This is a genomic window from Candidatus Tisiphia endosymbiont of Mystacides longicornis (assembly GCF_964031095.1).
In the GTDB taxonomy this organism is placed as follows: Bacteria; Pseudomonadota; Alphaproteobacteria; order Rickettsiales; family Rickettsiaceae; genus Tisiphia.
This window is the reverse complement of record NZ_OZ035004.1, coordinates 743,327-761,642: the sequence shown is the minus strand read 5'-3', so window position 1 is coordinate 761,642 and position 18,316 is coordinate 743,327. Positions and strand designations below refer to the sequence as shown.

Annotated in this window: 15 protein-coding genes, 1 tRNA gene and 1 pseudogene; 12 read left to right on the top strand and 5 right to left on the bottom strand. The window is 32.5% G+C overall.

Annotated elements, in window-relative coordinates; genetic code table 11:
* Positions 1-208: 208 nt before the first annotated feature.
* The 11 genes and pseudogenes from ACQH6S_RS03865 (at position 209) to nuoL (ending at position 13,318) form a co-directional block, all read left to right on the top strand.
* Positions 209-844 (top strand): epoxyqueuosine reductase QueH, encoded by a 636-nt coding sequence (locus ACQH6S_RS03865; protein ID WP_341748615.1) that lies wholly within the window; start codon positions 209-211, stop codon positions 842-844.
* A gap of 340 nt (positions 845-1,184) precedes the next feature.
* A complete protein-coding gene (locus ACQH6S_RS03860; RefSeq protein ID WP_341748614.1) occupies positions 1,185-2,126 on the top strand; it encodes a TAXI family TRAP transporter solute-binding subunit in 942 nt (313 codons plus the stop codon).
* 169 nt (positions 2,127-2,295) lie between these two features.
* On the top strand, positions 2,296-2,724 hold the full coding sequence (locus ACQH6S_RS03855; RefSeq protein WP_341748613.1) for a universal stress protein: 429 nt from the start codon (positions 2,296-2,298) through the stop codon (positions 2,722-2,724).
* A gap of 7 nt (positions 2,725-2,731) precedes the next feature.
* Entirely contained in the window at positions 2,732-3,991 is a 1,260-nt protein-coding gene (gene dapE / locus ACQH6S_RS03850) for a succinyl-diaminopimelate desuccinylase (protein ID WP_425360725.1), read from the top strand.
* Between the two features lie 21 nt (positions 3,992-4,012).
* Positions 4,013-4,097 (top strand) — tRNA-Leu (locus ACQH6S_RS03845).
* Between the two features lie 88 nt (positions 4,098-4,185).
* Entirely contained in the window at positions 4,186-5,517 is a 1,332-nt protein-coding gene (tig, locus tag ACQH6S_RS03840) for a trigger factor (RefSeq protein ID WP_425360726.1), read from the top strand.
* Between the two features lie 495 nt (positions 5,518-6,012).
* Entirely contained in the window at positions 6,013-9,606 is a 3,594-nt protein-coding gene (locus ACQH6S_RS03835; RefSeq protein ID WP_425364694.1) for an autotransporter domain-containing protein, read from the top strand.
* A 258-nt stretch (positions 9,607-9,864) separates the two neighbouring features.
* On the top strand, positions 9,865-10,344 hold the full coding sequence (nuoI, locus tag ACQH6S_RS03830) for an NADH-quinone oxidoreductase subunit NuoI (protein WP_341759858.1): 480 nt from the start codon (positions 9,865-9,867) through the stop codon (positions 10,342-10,344).
* A 16-nt stretch (positions 10,345-10,360) separates the two neighbouring features.
* Positions 10,361-10,994: pseudogene (locus ACQH6S_RS03825) on the top strand (NADH-quinone oxidoreductase subunit J); the annotation flags it as partial.
* A gap of 78 nt (positions 10,995-11,072) precedes the next feature.
* Positions 11,073-11,387 (top strand): NADH-quinone oxidoreductase subunit NuoK, encoded by a 315-nt coding sequence (gene nuoK, locus ACQH6S_RS03820; RefSeq protein ID WP_250310654.1) that lies wholly within the window; start codon positions 11,073-11,075, stop codon positions 11,385-11,387.
* A gap of 14 nt (positions 11,388-11,401) precedes the next feature.
* Positions 11,402-13,318, top strand: a complete 1,917-nt coding sequence (gene nuoL, locus ACQH6S_RS03815) for an NADH-quinone oxidoreductase subunit L (RefSeq protein ID WP_425360728.1) — start codon at positions 11,402-11,404, stop codon at positions 13,316-13,318.
* A 147-nt stretch (positions 13,319-13,465) separates the two neighbouring features.
* Here the strand turns inward: nuoL and ACQH6S_RS03810 are convergent, their stop codons facing one another.
* From ACQH6S_RS03810 to ACQH6S_RS03790, 5 genes are all read right to left on the bottom strand, one after another.
* Positions 13,466-13,993, bottom strand: a complete 528-nt coding sequence (locus tag ACQH6S_RS03810) for a histidine phosphatase family protein (protein ID WP_425360729.1) — start codon at positions 13,991-13,993, stop codon at positions 13,466-13,468.
* Between the two features lie 25 nt (positions 13,994-14,018).
* Positions 14,019-14,819, bottom strand: a complete 801-nt coding sequence (locus ACQH6S_RS03805) for a DNA polymerase III subunit delta' (protein ID WP_341748606.1) — start codon at positions 14,817-14,819, stop codon at positions 14,019-14,021.
* 63 nt (positions 14,820-14,882) lie between these two features.
* Positions 14,883-15,914, bottom strand: a complete 1,032-nt coding sequence (locus ACQH6S_RS03800; RefSeq protein WP_425364693.1) for an aminoglycoside phosphotransferase family protein — start codon at positions 15,912-15,914, stop codon at positions 14,883-14,885.
* Positions 15,915-15,928: 14 nt separating this feature from the next.
* The gene (locus ACQH6S_RS03795) at positions 15,929-16,621 is read right to left on the bottom strand and encodes a hemerythrin domain-containing protein (protein ID WP_425364692.1); all 693 of its coding nucleotides are present in this window, start codon (positions 16,619-16,621) and stop codon (positions 15,929-15,931) included.
* 484 nt (positions 16,622-17,105) lie between these two features.
* Entirely contained in the window at positions 17,106-17,381 is a 276-nt protein-coding gene (locus tag ACQH6S_RS03790; RefSeq protein ID WP_341748604.1) for an HU family DNA-binding protein, read from the bottom strand.
* A gap of 394 nt (positions 17,382-17,775) precedes the next feature.
* On the opposite strand from ACQH6S_RS03790, the gene ACQH6S_RS03785 reads away from it, so the two are divergent.
* Positions 17,776-18,291: a hypothetical protein gene (locus tag ACQH6S_RS03785; RefSeq protein WP_341748603.1), complete on the top strand. Its 516-nt coding sequence runs from the start codon at positions 17,776-17,778 to the stop codon at positions 18,289-18,291.
* The last annotated feature ends 25 nt before the right edge of the window (positions 18,292-18,316 follow it).

Genomic DNA, 18,316 nt, shown 5'->3' with positions numbered 1-18,316 from the left:
GCTTAGGCTAAATACTAATTGGATTTATAACGTTACCAATTCAAGTTAATTCACTATATTCAATAATTAGTAACAAAATTATTGTTAATAAAAAATAATAATTTATTATGCGTTTTTCTACAAACAATGCAATATCTTATTATTGAATTGTTGTGCGATAATATTGTATGTTATTTTAAAATTTTATAAAGAAAATTAGTAACTAATTATGAATGAAATCCTATCAGTACCAAATGGTGAAAATAAAGTTCTATTACATTCCTGTTGTGCTCCATGTTCAGGAGAACTTATGGAGAAAATGTTGATGTCTGGTATTGACTTAACTATTTTTTTCTACAATCCCAATATTCATCCTAAAAAAGAGTATGAAATTCGTAAGAATGAAAATATTCGTTTTGCTGAAAAAATGGGTATCAATTTTATTGATGCAGATTACGACGTACAAAATTGGTTTGCGAGAAGCAAAGGTATGGAATGGGAGCCAGAAAGAGGCAAACGTTGTTCTATGTGCTTTGATATGCGTTTTGAACGTACAGCCCTTTATGCCTATGAGAATGATTTTAAAGTTATTACCAGTTCTCTTGGCATTTCCCGCTGGAAAGACATGAATCAAATTAATGAATCAGGCATTAAAGCTGCCTCTCATTACGATGGAATAACTTACTGGACTTATAATTGGCGAAAATCAGGCGGGAGTAGTAGAATGTACGAAATAGCTAAACGTGAGAATTTTTATAAGCAAGAATATTGTGGCTGTATCTACTCACTAAGGGACAGCAATAATTGGCGTAAGTCAAATAACCGGGCTGAAATTGAAATTGGAGAAGAATATTATAAGGAATAGGAGTTTTTTATATATGCACTGTAACAATTATCTTGATTATCGATAGTAGTAGGGGTAGTTTATAGCTAAGTCTATCTATTAGCGAGAAGTAGTTTTGCTGCGACGAAGCAAAGCCCCTCAGACGTCATTGCGAGAAAGACCGTAGGTCAACGAAGCAATCCATTCCTGATTACTTTTTTGGATTGCTTCGTCGCTACTAAAGTAGCTCCTCGCAATGACGAAGGAAGGGTACCCTAAAATATTGTCGGAAATAACTCTCTATTGATAGGGGGAGTAATTTTTTTAATTATTTATCTTAAAAAGTATTAGTGGTCAATTAGTTATAGTGTATATTATATTTATGAACAATTTTAGAGTTTTATTGGTAGTTTTTTGTCTGTTTTGTACTAATAATTGTGTCTTAGCTTCGCAAAAAACAATAAGAATTGGTTCTGGTTCGATTTTGAAAGGTTATTACTCTATCGGATTGGATTTGTGTAGAACCATGACTTTAGCTGATAAAACTGTAAATTGTGAAGTAGTACCTACCAATGGAGGTGTTGAAAATTTAAATTTGCTAAGAGAAGGTAAGATAGATTTAGCTTTGGTGCAATCCAATATAGCATTGGAAGCGTTTGAAGCTGTTGGGCATTATGCCAATACAGAGAAAATGCAAGAAATGCGTCAGGTGCTTAATTTATATGACGAGCTTTTTACTGTTTTAGTAAAAAGTCAGGATAAGGATAAAATAAAAGGCTTTTCAGATATTGAAGGGAAGAGAATATCAAATGGTTTGTCATTGTCTAGTAATACCATTACTTACGATGCTATCAGGAAGTTATATAATTTTACCAAAGAGCCAATAGATTGCGATGAAATGAGTTACGAAGAGTCAATAAAACAATTTTGTAATGGTAAAATTGATGTGATGATTATGACGGTAGGTCATCCTAATGCTTTAGTAGGATTTACGGCTAATAGTTGTGGGATTGATTTTATACCTATGGAAAATGATAAAATTGAACAATTACTAGCCACTAATAAAGCTTTTCATAAGGGATTGCTGGATAAAAGATTATATCCTGGAATCACTGCAGATTTGAATACAGTGGCAGTAACGGCAATTTTAGTTACTAACAGTAGTATGGATGCTAAATTATTGGATAAATTTATTGGTATGTTTCATAAAAATGTAAAACATTTTAAACATTCTAATTATATGTTATATAATATCGATATTAATCATTTTGCTGATACTAATAACTTTATTTTGCCAAAACATTCAGCAGTCAGAAATAGATAAATCTAAAACACGTCATTGCGAACGAACGTATGTGAGCGAAGTAATCCATTTTTAGTCACTTTCTGGATTGCTTCGTCGACCTTACGGTTTCCTCGCAATAACGTCGTAGGTAAATCTAAAAGCGTAAAATAAATAGATAAATAGATAAATATCGGAGTAGTTGTTAATTGTGTTTAAAAATATAATAATACCATTAGATTTGTCGGATAAACAATCGGTTAAGGCAATATTACCAAAGGCTTTAAGTTTTGCTACTATCTTTAATGCCAAATTACATTTTCTTTATATCATTTCGGATTTTGGTATGAAAATGGTCGAGGATTATTTGCCTAAAAACTGGGCAAAAGACCAAAAAGAAAAATATCGGGTACAGGTAACAGAGCTAATTAGGCAATATGTGCCTGAGGAGATCGAAGTTGAATTACATATTGGTCGAGGGGCGGTCTATGATGAAATAATACAATATGCTAATGAAGTGAAAGCTGATTTAATTATTATTTCAGCAGTACGACCACAGCTTAGAGATTATATGCTAGGTCCTAATGCGTCGAAAATTGTGCGGCATTCTGGGGTGTCTGTTTTAGTTGTCCGAGAATAGTTGGAATATGTATATACAACTTCTTGAAAAATTGATTAGTTTTCAATCAGTAACGCCTAATAGTAGCGGTTGTATTGAATATATTAGTAATTTATTAGAAAAAAATGGTTTTAAGACTGAAACCAAAATATTTGGTGAAGATAATTATAAAGTAACCAACCTTTATGCTGTTTATGGTACTGCCCGTCCTAATATTTGTTTTGCTGGACATGTTGATGTTGTGCCAGCAGGTGATAGAGCATTATGGCTTAATGATCCTTTTATAGCAAGTAAAGTGGGTGAGAAGATTTATGGTAGGGGAACTGTCGATATGAAGGGAGCGATAGCATGTTTTTTGGCTGCTAGCTTGCAGTTCATTGAATGTGTTAAAGTTCCTAATGGTTCAATTAGTTTTCTAATTACTAGTGATGAGGAAGGAAGTGGCAAATATGGCACTGTAGAAATGCTAAAATATTTGCATCGAGATCTAGTCAATTTAGGAGAATTTGGGGCTAAGAGCGATGGAGAGACGCCTATAAGTAATAGGCGAGCGACAAGTGATAACGTCCCCAACTTCTCATCAATTGACTATGATAATAATTTGATCGATCTTGCTATTGTAGGCGAACCAACAAATGAACAGCAAGTAGGGGATACCGTAAAAATTGGTCGACGTGGAAGTATTAACTTTAACTTAGCTCTATATGGTACAGCTGGGCATGTAGCATATCCATTACAAGCCAATAATCCGATTCATCCTTTAGTTCAAATACTTAATGAATTGATTAATTATCGATTAGATGAAGGGAGTAAATTTTTTCAACAGTCAAATTTAGAAATTACTTCTATTGATGTAGGCAATGATATAACTAATGTAATAGCAGGGAAAGTTACAGCAAAGTTTAATATTCGTTTTAATGACGCTCATTCGTCATCTAGCATAACAGATTTGATAGAGCAGATAGTTACCAAATATTGTGCTAAATACCAATTTAAATATGAATTAAGTAGTGTATCTTCAGCTAATTGTTTTATTCAAGAACCAACAGGGTTAATTGCTGATTTTGTTCAAGTAGTATCTAATACAACTCAAATATCTACAAAATTATCTACTAGTGGTGGCACTTCTGATGCGAGGTTTATCAAAAATTATTGTCCTGTTGTGGAATTTGGTTTATTATCTGATACAGCACATAAAATTAATGAATATACAAAAGTTAGAGATTTACAAAGCTTATATCATGTGTATTATAATGCTCTGACAAAATTTCTAGCTAAGACTAGTTGATAAATAGTCAAGATACACTATGCGGGTGTGACGGAATTGGCAGACGTACTAGATTTAGGTTCTAGCGCCGCAAGGCGTGGGGGTTCAAGTCCCTCCATCCGCACCACAAATAAATAAGCAAAAATTGCAGTGATTGGTTTAGCAATTCTTCAAGTTTTTGCATGATATTTTAATATTGCTAATGAGTTTTTAGTATGCAAGTCACAGAACTTAAAAATGAAGGTCTAGATTTTGAAGTGAAAGTTGTCCTTCCTTCTTCTAAAATTGCCAATAAAGTGCAAAAAGAATTAGATAGTTTATCAAAAAAAGTTAAACTTAATGGATTCCGTGCTGGAAAAGTGCCGATCAACATTGTTAATCAAAAATATAGGCAGTCTGTTAGGTCTGATGTGGTAAGCCATGAAATTAATCACGCAGTACAGCATATTATAAAAGATCATAAACTAAAAACAGTAGGTAATCCTCAATTAGAAGATTTATGTGATAAAGATAATGAGGATCTAGAATTTACTCTAAAATTTGAGCTACTACCTGATGTTGAATTACCAGATTTTAAAAAAATTAAAGTTATTTATCCAAAATTAGTAGTTGAGGAAGAGGATATTAATAAGCAAATAGATAAACTTGCATCTATGTCAAAAAATTATACTAAAGAAAATAAAGGGAAAGTAGAAAAATGGCAGGAAGTTACTATTGATGCGATTGGTTATGTCAATAATGAGCCTTTTGAAGGTGGTAAAGTTACAGATTACAAATTAGTAATTGGTAGTGGAACTTTTATTGATGGGTTTGAAGATCAGCTTATTGGTAGTAAAGCTGGAGATGAGGTAGAGGTTAATGTTACATTCCCAAAAGAATATCATATGGAACAAATTGCAGGTCAGCCTGCTAAATTTATTGTTCAGGTAAAGGCGGTACATTCTGCTGATGAAATAGTCGTTGATGATGAGTTTGCTAAGAAATTTAATTGTAAGACAGTTGAAGAATTGCGTACTAATATTTCTAAAAGTATAGCAGATGAATATAGGGAGAATATACATACTTTAATGAAGATGAGATTATTTGATCAATTAGAAGAGATATTAACGTTTAATGTTCCCAAATCTTTAATAGCCCAGGAAGTAAATACTTTAAAATCTCAAACGGAGAAAAGTAACGACTCAGATTCAATATTTAAAGATAAATCAGAAGCAGAAATTAATGAGTACTATAATAAGCTAGCCTTACGTCGTGTTAGAGTAGGTCTGATGTTATCAGAATATATGCAAGTTAAGAATTTACGTATTGAACAGGATGATATTAAAAATGCTATTATAGCTCAAGCAAGGAGATTTCCAGGTCAAGAAAAAGCAATATTAAAGTTCTATCAAGAAAACCCTCGATCTATTGAGCACTTAAAAGGTCCATTATTAGAAGAAAAAACAGTACAACATATTTTTGACAATGAAGTAATCTTAGAAGAAAAAGATTACACAAGAGAAAAGCTGGAGGAATTTTTAACACAAGAAGAAGATCGGGTAGTATAGCTAATCAAAGCTTGTATAGTCAATTGATGAGAGATTGCTGACATTGACGTCGTCACTTTGTTTCGTCTATTACAGGCTTTGCTCCTATGCTCTCTTATCATTCCCGCCTACTATTGTCATTCCCGCGTAGGCGGGAATCTAGACCCCTTCTTACGCAGGGGTGACACTGAGTCGAGCAGAGATGACTAAGTTAAGTAGGGATGGTCTCTAAAACCCTCTCCCTCTTCTAACTTCCGACAGTCTCCTAATCCCAACTTCTAATCAATTGGCTATAGTATTTTTATTTTACTTTCCTTGTTTCTCGTAATTATTAATTTTATTAGTCGTATTTCTATTTAAAGGTACGTTTAATCTATAGTTATAACTTTTTACAACATATAACAACTTAATTTCCTAAGAATAAAACTATAATTGCACTTTTTACTTTGTATTGCTGTGACAACTACGTTAATATTAATTAATTTTTAACAAATAAATTAATTGATAGGTAATGGAATGGTTATATTTAGCATGTTACAAAATTATTTTGTTAATAAATATTTAGTAAAAAAGTATCTAGTTTTTATTTTTTTATTTTTCTTATTGCAAAAATTTGACGTATCTGATGTCTTGGCAGTAGGATTTAATGAAGAAACAGGACAATTTTCTCCCCCACTCCCAATTACTTATATACAACACCTAAAAAATGAAAGAAAAGCAACATGGAGTACTATTGATAAAGTCAGTGATGAATTAAAAGAATTAGAACAAGAACATTCCCAAAAAATAAAATTATTGAATGATCGCAAAAATTTGGAAGAAGAAATTAATTCGCTAGAAATAGAGTATTCATCATTACTTGATCGGCAATACAAATATAATTTAGAAAAACAAAAGAGTGAAGAAATGCTCTCAATTTTACAGCAACAAGAGATCAAAAATTTGCCATTATATAGTAAAGAAACAGAACAAATTTCTTTTGCTGAATTTAAAGAGAACATGGAACAAATATGGTTTATTGTTAATGACACTCATGAGAAATTGAAAAAAGTAGACCCAGAAAACATAATAATAAAACCATCTGAAGATGGAAATAAATTAACGGAAATGCTTGATTTACTAGAAAAAGATTACCTAGCATTACTTAATCCTAAAGAAGACTATAATAGTCAAAAAACAGAACAAAAATTTTCTGTTAAACTTCAAGAAATACAAGGGAAGTTTTTTGATAGAGTTGCAGAAGCAGAAGAAACTTTTTCTGTTAAACTTAAAGTAGCAAACGAACAGTTGAAAAATTTACAGGGAAATATAAGTGACATAGAAGAGCAAATGCCATTGCTCGAACAAAAACTCGACGAACACAACCAACTATTAATTTCTATTGATAAAAAAGCAAATAAAATTACTGAATTAAAAGAAACAAGAGATGACCTTGAATCTAAGTTACATGCTCTAGATGATAATATTAGGTCACTACTCTTAGCTCAGTCAGAAAGGAGAAATATACCTAATGAATTTGAAGAGTTTGTACCGGTAGAGAATGATAAACAGGTGAAACCTAATAAACCTGTGCAACAGTTGAAAGATGAAGGATATGCTTCTTTGGATAATTTAGCAATAAGAGATACTCCATCACCTACAATCACAGAATCTAATCAAACTGCTCCACAACAAATATCTAGAAAAAGAAAAAGGGTAGATTCTGAAGATGAGTCATTAGATGATATACCTCCTACAACAAGAAATTCGTTATCATTGAGAGATGAGTTAGAAGCGGCTAAAAAGGGTATTGTTGGGCATGCAGCTATTGTTCTAATAACAGAACCATCTCCAGTAATGGAGAGAGCTACAGATATGCCCCCAGCAACAAAGACAGCTACGGCTACAGTAACAGTAACCTCTCCAATAACACAAAAGGCTACAGTAATGCCAACTCCAGTAATACATATGGCTCCAATAATCGAGGAAGTTTCAGTAATGGAAATTGCTACAACAACAGATATGCCTCCAGCAACAAAGACGGCTACAGCTACAGTAACAGTAACCTCTCCAATAACACAAAAGGCTACAGTAATGCCAACTCCAGTAATATATATGGCTCCAATAATCGAGGAAGTTTCAGTAATGGAAATTGCTACAACAACAGATATGCCTCCAGCAACAAAGACGGCTACAGCTACAGTAACAGTAACCTCTCCTGTAACAGAAAAGGCTACAGTAATGGCATATCCAGTAATATATATGGCTCCAATAATCGAGGAAGTTTCAGTAATGGAAATTGCTACAACAACAGATATGCCTCCAGCAACAAAGACGGCTACAGCTACAGTAACAGTAACCTCTCCTGTAACAGAAAAGGCTACAGTAATGGCAGATCCAGTAATATATATGGCTCCAATAACCGAGGAAGTTTCAGTAATGGAAATTGCTACAACAACAGATATGCCTCCAGCAACAAAGACGGCTACAGCTACAGCTACAGTAACAGTAACCTCTCCTGTAACAGAAAAGGCTACAGTAATGGCAGATCCAGTAATATATATGGCTCCAATAATCGAGGAAGTTTCAGTAATGGAAATTGCTACAACAACAGATATGCCTCCAGCAACAAAGACGGTTACAGTAGATGCCCATCCTACCCTAGTATCTGAATACACAAATACCGCAGATACAAAAACAGTAGCTACACAAACAGATATAGTAGATGAAGAACAAACCTCAGTAGCTATACAAACAGATGTAGCAGCTGAGAAACCTGGGCATGAAGTAATTCAACAAGCTGCAGTATCTGTAGACGATAATGCAGATGTTGATCCATATGAAATATTTGGAGACAACCTAGGGTTAGAAACATTGTTTGCAGAAGAGGAGCCAATAGCAGCTGAACCTACGGCTCCAGTAGATGACCCTCCGTCTTCAGTAGTTAAACAACCAGACCAAGCAGACGAACAACCAACTTTAGTAGCTAAACAAGCCAATTCAGAAACCGAGCAAATCAATTTAGAATCCGAACAACCAGATTCAAGCACTGAGCAAACCAATTTAGAATCCGAACAACCAAATTCAGTAGCAATTCCATCTTCTCAAACATTAGCTGAAGAAAATAGTTATATTTCACCTATTAACCCTGATGTTGAGCAAGATATATCGAAATATACTACATATATAGAATTTGACTATTTGGATACGATTTCTAATGCTTTAACTAACCATACATTAACAGATAATTCTACGGTAAATGTGGTAGCGTCAGGAGATAATGATTATATTAAAAAAGGAGGATGGATTCAATTTATCAGCTCTATTACCAAACAACAGCAACAAGGAAATATTTTAGCCTTTAAAAATAATCAGCAAGGTTTTATTTTAGGTTTTGATACACGACCCCTGGATAGTTTTATTATAGGAATCGCATATGCTCTTGCAAATTCGTATACTAAATTGCAAACCATCTTTAATGATAAGCAAAATACTATTTTACATGTAGCGGCAATTTATACCCAACATACATTATCACCAAATATATATCTGAATTCTTATCTCAAATATGGTAAAGCCTTTATTAAAAACAAAGGGGGACGGAATAATATTGCAATTAATAGCAAGACTAACGGTTATGTAACACGTGCAAAACTTGAAACTTACTATAAAATGGATTTAGATAAATTTCTGTTCAAACCAATAGTAGGAATAACATTTGATCATTTTTTAATAAACAATTTTACAGAATATAGGAAAGAGTTTAACATTAATGTACCAACTAAGAAAGGCAAAAGAATATTACTTGAAACTGGAATAAGTTTAAGTAAAAATATTTTGGTAGAAAATATTTCAATTATTCCGGAAATTCACGTCAAATTAGACAATACTCTTTTACTAAATAATCCCACAGGCATAATTACTTTTACTAACACATCACATCAAGCCCCAATAGTAGTTCCCATCATAAAACCTGTAGGATCATCTGCAAAGAATGTGAAATATACTTTAGGAGGTTATGTAAACGTACAATCTGTCTTACCATTTAAACTAGGTGCTGGTTATGATTATAGTTTTAAAAAAGACCTTATTACCCACTCTTTCTATTTTAATGGACTAATTAAATTTTAATTCAGGAGAATTTGGGGCTAGGAGAGACGAGTGACGACGTCACCAACTTCTCCTCAATTGACTATAACTAGATACTTCTTTGATGGTTCTTTACTGTTTGATATTATTTCTCTATCTAATAATTTTACAATTACCCCAAATGTGCTATGTTTGTATATGGCATAAATCCTTTAAATTTAGCTATAGATCAAACTAATAAGAAAATAAATTGTAAAACATACTTAGTGCTACAAATTTTTGGTGTATAATGAAATGAAAATAATTAATTACCTGAAGTCTTTTTTGTTATTTGAAATAGTATCAGGGCTTAGTCTAACTTTGAGGTATTTCTTTAAACCTAAAGTAACGATAAATTATCCCTATGAGAAGGGGCGGATAAGCCCAAGATTTAAGGGTGAACATGCATTAAGGCGTTACGCTAATGGTGAAGAGCGTTGTATTGCCTGTAAGCTTTGCGAAGCAATTTGTCCAGCTCAGGCTATTATTATTGAGGCAAAAGAAAGAGCAGATGGTAGTAGGCGTACTACTAGATATGATATTGATATGACTAAGTGCATTTATTGTGGTCTATGCCAAGAAGCATGCCCAGTTGATGCGATAGTGGAAGGTCCTAATTTTGAATTTGCTACTATTAGTCATCAAGAATTGCTTTATGATAAAGAAAAATTATTGAAGAATGGTGATATGTGGGAGCAAGAATTAGCAATTAAGCTACATAATGATTATAAATATAAATAGTTACGGGTAGATAATTATGGAAATGTTTTTTTATTTATTTGCCGGACTAATGGTTATAAGTAGTGTTTTGGTGGTCATGAGTAAAAATCCTGTTTATTCTGTGTTATGGCTGATCTTTACTTTCTGTAACGGTTCAGGGCTAATGATTCTATTAGGAGCAGAATTTTTAGCAATGATGTTGGTTGTAATATATGTTGGAGCGGTAGCAGTATTGTTTTTGTTTGTTATAATGATGTTGAATATTCGTTTTGTGGATATTATTGTACAATTCAAAAAAAACTTATTGATCAGTATGACTGTAGCACTCATTATGTTTGCTGATCTTGTTTTGATAATTTGCTTAGGTGTACAAGGTATAGTGTTAGATAATATGGACTATTCAGAGATAGCTAACCATACTATAGTCAATTCAGGAGAATTTGGGGCTAAGAGCGATGGAGCGACGCCTATAAGTAATAGGCGAGTGACGAGCGACAACGTCTCCAACTTCTCATCAATTGACTCTAATACTCATGCTATTGGGCAGGTACTATATACTGAATATATGTTACCTTTCCAAATTTCAGGTATTATTCTATTTATGGCAATGATATCTTGTATTACTCTAACTATTAGGCATCGTAGTGGAGTTAGGAGGCAGGATATTGCCAAGCAACATGCTAAAAACAAGGATAATTGTATATTAATGGTTAAACCGCGTTTAAGTGAAGGAGTGGAAGAAATTCAATATGATTAGTACTATTACTTTGGAACATTATTTAATTTTGTCGGCACTGATTTTTAGTATAGGAATGGTCGGTTTGTTTATGCATCGTAAGAATGTCATAACAATTCTGATGTCGATTGAATTGATGCTGCTAGCTGTCAACATCAATTTTGTCGCATTCTCTGCTTATGCCCATGAGATATCGGGTCAAATTTTTAGTATAATAATCTTAACAATAGCAGCTGCCGAAACTTCTATAGGTCTTGCAATATTATTAGTTTATTTTAGAAATAAAGGTTCGATAGAGCTGAGTGATATGAATCAGATGAAAGGGTAATTTTAGGAATTGGTATGGTAAATGCATTAGCAATATTCACGGTAATGTTACCATTAATATCTGGTATGATTAATGGTTTGTTTTGTCAGTGTTTTAGCAAGAAGCAAGCAGCTTGCATTGCCACTATTGCAATAAGTTTAGCGGCAATATTCGCTAGCTTTATATTTTATAATGTGGCAATAAACAAAGCCATTATTCATCTAATTTTAGCAAAATGGCTAGTAATTGGTGAGATGAAGATAGATTGGGCAATTTATGTCGATCAGCTGACCGCTATTATGTTTATAGTGGTTACTTGGATTTCAGCGGTGGTACATATTTATTCTCTTGGCTATATGGCAGATGATGAAGGGTTACCTAAATTTCTATCATTTTTATCATTATTTACCTTCTTTATGCTAGCTTTGGTATCAGCCGATAATTTTGTCCAATTATTTTTTGGTTGGGAAGGTGTTGGTTTATGTTCATACTTATTAATTGGTTTTTGGTATCAAAAAGAAGCGGCAAATAAAGCAGCAATTAAAGCCTTTATCGTCAATAGGATAGGGGATTTTGCCTTTATAGTGGGGATTATTACCATTATTGTTTATTTTGGGGTAGTTGATTTTGCTAGTGTATTTGATAAAGCCCAATTATTGTCTAATATACAATTGAGTATATGGGGTTTTACAGTATCGATAATTGACATAGTCTGTTTGCTATTATTCCTTGGATGTATGGGCAAGTCGGCTCAAATTGGCTTGCATATATGGCTACCAGATGCCATGGAAGGTCCAACGCCAGTCTCAGCACTTATTCATGCTGCAACTATGGTAACAGCTGGAGTATTTTTAGTAGCTAGGTGTTCTTATTTATTTGAATATAGTGTAGGGGTATTGAGCTTTATTGCTATTATTGGCGGTATTACCTGTATATTTGCGGCAACTATTGCCATAGTGCAGAATGATATAAAAAAAATTATTGCCTATTCCACTTGTAGCCAGCTTGGCTATATGTTTCTTGCTTGCGGTGTATCAGCTTATAATGCTGGTATTTTTCATTTAGTTACTCATGCATTTTTTAAAGCTTTATTATTTTTATCAGCTGGTAGTGTTATTCACGCTTGTCATCAGCAAGATATTTTTAAGATGGGTGGTTTGAAAGATAAAATGCCAGTTACTTACTGTAATTTCTTAATCGGCTCACTGGCGCTGATCGGTATTTATCCTTTAGCTGGATTTTATTCAAAAGATGCTATTTTAGAGCTAGCATATAGTAGCGGTGGGGTCATAGGTACTACAGTGTTTATTCTTGGAATTGTGGCGGCAATTTTGACTGCCATTTATTCTATGAAAATTATCTTATTAGTATTTCATGGCAAAACTAGATTAACTATAGAGCAATTTAATCACGCTCATGAATCACCCAATATTATGAATCTGCCACTTAATCTTTTAGTGGTAGGTAGTTTTGTTGCGGGGATGATAGGTCATTATATTCTTGCTCTTGACAAACCAAATGGTTATTTCCTTGATAGTATATTCAATATTCATATTTATCAAAGATTAGCAAATCACCCACCTATTTATATAAAATTATTGCCAATGGTTGTGGGATTAATGGGTATTGTTTTGGGTATTTATTTGTATAAGAATATTATTGATAAAGTGAAAATAACATTTATGAGGAAATTGTTAATACATAAATATTATTTTGATGAAGTGTATGACTTGCTGATAGTAAGATTAGTTGCCAACTTAAGTAAGCTATTGAATTTGATCGACCAAAGAGTCATTGATAGATTTGGTCCAAGTAATTTTGCCAAAACAGTAAATTACTTTGGGATTTTGGTAAGTAGATCGCAAACAGGCTACATATTTAATTACACTATGTGTATAGTTTTATTTGTAGTTGCCTATATTACTTTTTTTATAGTTTTTAGGGTGGTTTGAAAGTAAATTGTCTTCCCGCTTCCCATTGTCATTCCCGCGTAGGCGGGAATCTAGACCCCTGCTTACGCAGGGGTGACACAAAACAGGATTACCACGACCAGTATGTAGCCTCGCAATGACGTTTTAGCAAATCATTTAAGTATATTTTTAAGTTATCTCTAACTCATTAATAGAACAATGTAGTATCTGACAAGCATCTACCCATGTTTTTATTACCTGCTCATGAGTTACTACTATTACATACTTATAGTTTAGATATTTTGTTAAAACACCTTCTGTTCTATCTTTTATAGAACTTTTTGATTCCCACGTTTTAAGAATACCTTCTGGGTATATACCATCATTTCTTTTATAATCATCTATTGCACTTTTTAGCTGTAGTTGATTGCTAATTTCTAACCTTAAGTCTGGTTGCCATTCTCTTAAGTCAAATTCTACAGTGATGTTTAAATTAATGTTTTTTGAAAGAATTGCTGCGGTTTGCAACGCCCTAGTATATGGAGAAGATAGAATTAGTTCTGCATGTTCTAATCTCAGATTTTTAGATAGCTCATTGGCTTGTCTAATCCCATTTGGCGTTAAACATGGCAAGTCCCTATATTCACCTTTTAATTGATGTTTTTCATTTAAAGACCAATCTGTTTCACCATGTCGTATTAAAAAGAATATTGTCACAAAAATAACTAAGGATATATTTAATTTAAGTTAGTTCTTCTATTAATGCTATGGTACTAGCTCTTAAATCTAGGTCATAATCTATAGTATTATTTATTATTCGCTTAACATTAGCAAATTTTGTTACCAACCAATCAGGTGAATTGGAAGGTAATTGATTAAATATTTTATTCTCTAATTCATTAAATTCAATATTGATATTGAGCGATTTCTTAGTAATCCTATTAACTAGATATAGCATGCTATAAGCAAAATCTCCCCATAATTCTTTGTTTTTACTGGTAAATTCTTCGATAATATTTAACCTCACTTCAGGGTTTGAACAATTAGCAATATATGTAATGAATTTAACATATATTTCACTCCCCACTAAGCGATTTTGTGATTTTATATTAATTTTAGCACATCTAGATCTTATAGTGCTTATTATGCCAGCAGCTCTTGAGGTAATTAAGAAAATAAAACTATCCTTTGGGGTATCTTCTAAAAGTTTAAGGCAGGAATTTGCCGCATTAAGATTCATTAGATCGGCTTGATAGATAACAGCTACTCTATATTTAGATATTGACGATGTTTTATAAAAAAATTGCTGTAAATCCCTAATTTGGTCAACAGATATGTCTTTGACATTAGCGGAACCAGAATTATCCCTTGCTACTAACCGATAATCTGGATGATTTTTTAATTGAATTTTATCTGCAAACAAACTGCTTTCTATAAATATTAGTAAATTTTCTAAAGCTTTTGCCGTATCATCAACGTCAATCAACCAACTATTATAAAGCCGACCTTGTTTAAATCTATCCTCAAGATATTCTTTGATCATTCTATTTATTCCACTTGTCAATTGCTTATCTTTTAGCTACCCAAAGTAGGGATTATAGTTAGTTCAGGAGAAATTGACTATATCAGCGATTAACCCTGTTATGTTATTATACATGTTAGGTCTTTCATCTTCAGAATCTAACAAATCGCATAAATTTACTAAATCAACTAATTTTGCTTTTTTTTCCCAATCTGAATCTAGTGACTTTGATACTTTTGAGTATCCAGAAGCAAAACTCTCTTTTAGCTGTTTATCGAATAAATGTTTAAACCTAAATAAAGTTGCAATATCACCATATACTGAACCAGAATAAGCAAATTCCCAATCTAATATCCCTGATAAAATTAATGTTCCATCGACATTCTTAACTAAAATATTAGAAGGTTTAAAATCACCATGCACCAATTGATTATTACCTTCCTTTGGAAAAAATTTCTCATATGAAATAATTTTATTTTTTAAACTATCAGAAAGTTGTTTACCTAACTTATCTTTCACTCTGGGCTTAGTTATTTTATCTAAAATATAATTTATAAATACATTATATTCATTATGTTTGGTAGTAATTTTGTTGATTGATAAATTTGCAGTGAGTAAACCACTTTCTTGAAACTTATAGGAGTTCAAATTCCCTAAAAATTCACCAAGTTTACTATATATTACTAGTATTGAGTCTAAAAGCGAAGGATCAGTTAAAAAATCTGATAATAAATTACCTTCACGATATTCTATAAAACTGCAAAAATAGTTTGTTGTTTCATTTATAGGATTAAAACTAAGAAATTTTGGAACTAAAGGTTCATTATGGAGTAAATGTGAAAGTTTAAATTCTTTTTTACCTAACTCTATATCTCGAACATTAATGCGTAATATAAATTTATCTCCATTCTCGAATTCAATAATATAATTTGTATTCGCAAGCCCATGTTTTGCTTTAGTAACAATAAACTTATCTTCCCTAATTAAAAACTTTTTACATAAATTTTTAATTTCTTCAAATTCAAGATCGAAAAACTTACTTCGGCGTTCCCATTCTAACAATTTTTCCATATATTCTTCTTTAATATATAAGAACCTAGAGGATACTGCTGACAATAACTAAAGTAATTCTATATTTGGTTCTTTTGGGCTGCGAATAAACTTAAGGGTAAATCAAACTCAATGGCAAAAGCAGATTTTTCATCAGTAGTGAAACAGCCTTCTGAGACTAATGAACGCTTCCAAATTTCAAGAAACAGTTCAGGTGAACAAGCTTCTTTAATATCTTGTAAATAAGTGCGTTTTTCAAAAAAATTTAAAACCGGGAAGAAGCTCGAGCTATCTAATAAAACCTCTTCAGGCAGACCTTTATAACTATCTATGGTAACCTGCTGCAACTCTTTATCCGAATAAAGCTTCCATAATTCAGGCATTAATATGTTTTCTTCTTGATAAAAATGCAGAAGATTGTCAGACAGAAACTCATCATATGAGGAGCAGATATGGCGACCCTGCACAACTCGCTCTTCATCATCCACGGTTTTTATCGCAGTTTCAAAAAGCCCCTGAAAGACCACCAACTCATTTTGTTGGCTGAAATGTGCTTGCTCAACTTGCTTATGCACGATTGATTGTTTTTTTTCAAATAGTGGGGTAAAATATTTTTCTTCTTTTTGTGCATGCATTTTTAGATCAAATACAATGTTATCAAAAGAATCTTTAATACTAATTATAGCTAATATTTTTCGAAAATCTGTTGTGCCTAGCTTCCCTCCAAACTGGTATAGCTCCTTACGAATGAATTTATGTACACTTCTATACAAATTATATCTTACTATCATTTTATTATACTCATCATTTTTTTGCAATAAGATATACTATTTCCTGCAAAAATCATAATTATTGCAAGCAACCCCTATCGTTTAACCACAGTAAATTAACGTCTATTAGCAAGGAATTGCTTTAATGGCAATTGTAAGTTGTCATCCATAAATTGTCATTCCCACGTAAGTGCATAGGCGTCAGTTTAAGAAAATAAAGTAGAAAAGCTGTCTATTACTCGATAATCAAAATTTGTCATTTCCGCGTAGGCGGGAATCTAGACCCCTGCTTACGCAGGGGTGACATAAAAAGTAAATTGTCATTCCCGCGTAAGCGGGAATCTATATCCCTGCTTTCGCAGGGATGACAACCTTGCAGAGAGACAACCCTTAAAGGGATGGCACAAAACAGGATTGTTTCGTTAGCTTACGTACTCCTCGCTAATAGACAGAACTATATAATCGAACTAGCTCTAAGAAAAACAACTTAAGAATTATTACAAGCTTCTTTCATTTTCTTACCAGCTCTAAATACTGGTTGCTTATAAGCAGCAATATGCATTTTTTCGCCAGTTTTTGGATTACGACCTTCACGTGCGGCTCTACTTTGTATGTGAAAAGAACCAAATCCCACTAGATTAACGTCCTCACCACGACTAAGTGCTTTAAGTACACTATCTACAACCCAAGTAAGGGCTTTTTCTGCATCAGTTTTTGAATGACCCGCTTCAGCCATTAATGCTACTAATTCTCCTTTATTCATATGATCAGCTCTCCAAATAGATTGTTAACATTATCAGACATTAATGTATTTATTATACCAGATGCCAGCAAGATTTATTAATCTCGTTGCATAGATTATATCAAACACTAAATTGACTGCAACTGAGACTTATTCAGAATTTTTGAATATAATTATTTTTATAGTCTAATTACAAAAAATTGTATCTATTTTACATCAAATTAGCTTCTTATCCCGTAATTAGCAAGTAGTTTAATAAGTCTCTATTGGCAATTAAACTCCAAAATTTGGTAAAAAACAACTTTTAAAGTTAGTTTTTAGCATATTTTATGCTGATTAAATGAAATAATTAGTTGAAAATCTAATTGGTTTGTATTATCATGGTTATAAATTAATAGACACTAAGGTAACTTTTATGATCACTAGGATATTATACATATTATTTATTTTAATTTTCAACTTAAATGTTAATGCTAATCCGTCTCCTTTAGGTCTTGAATTAAATAAAGCAACTATCTCAGACGTAGAAAAATTATATCATATCACCAAAAAAGAAAATAACCATTGGGAGGGATATAATTATTATCTCAATGTTGGAGATGTTAAATTAGAGGGACTTACTAAGCTACTAATAATATGTAATGACGATAATATTATTCAAGCAGTAATCTTAACAATAGATAAAAGTAAATTCACAGAGTTTTACCAGTTGCTTTCAGAAAAATACAAACTTACCTATAACCAAAACCCTAGGTTAGGCGATAAAGAAATTAGATTTGCAGATAGTGATTGTACTATAATATTAGAGGCTCCTCATCTTAGCTTTAGTATGGTTCTTATATACATAACAGATGAATTCTTAACAAAATTTAAAGGTAAGCAAAAAGAAGAAGAAAATTTGAAAAAGACAAAAGACAAAGAATTGCTGTAGTTCAATTGGTGATACCAAATCACTA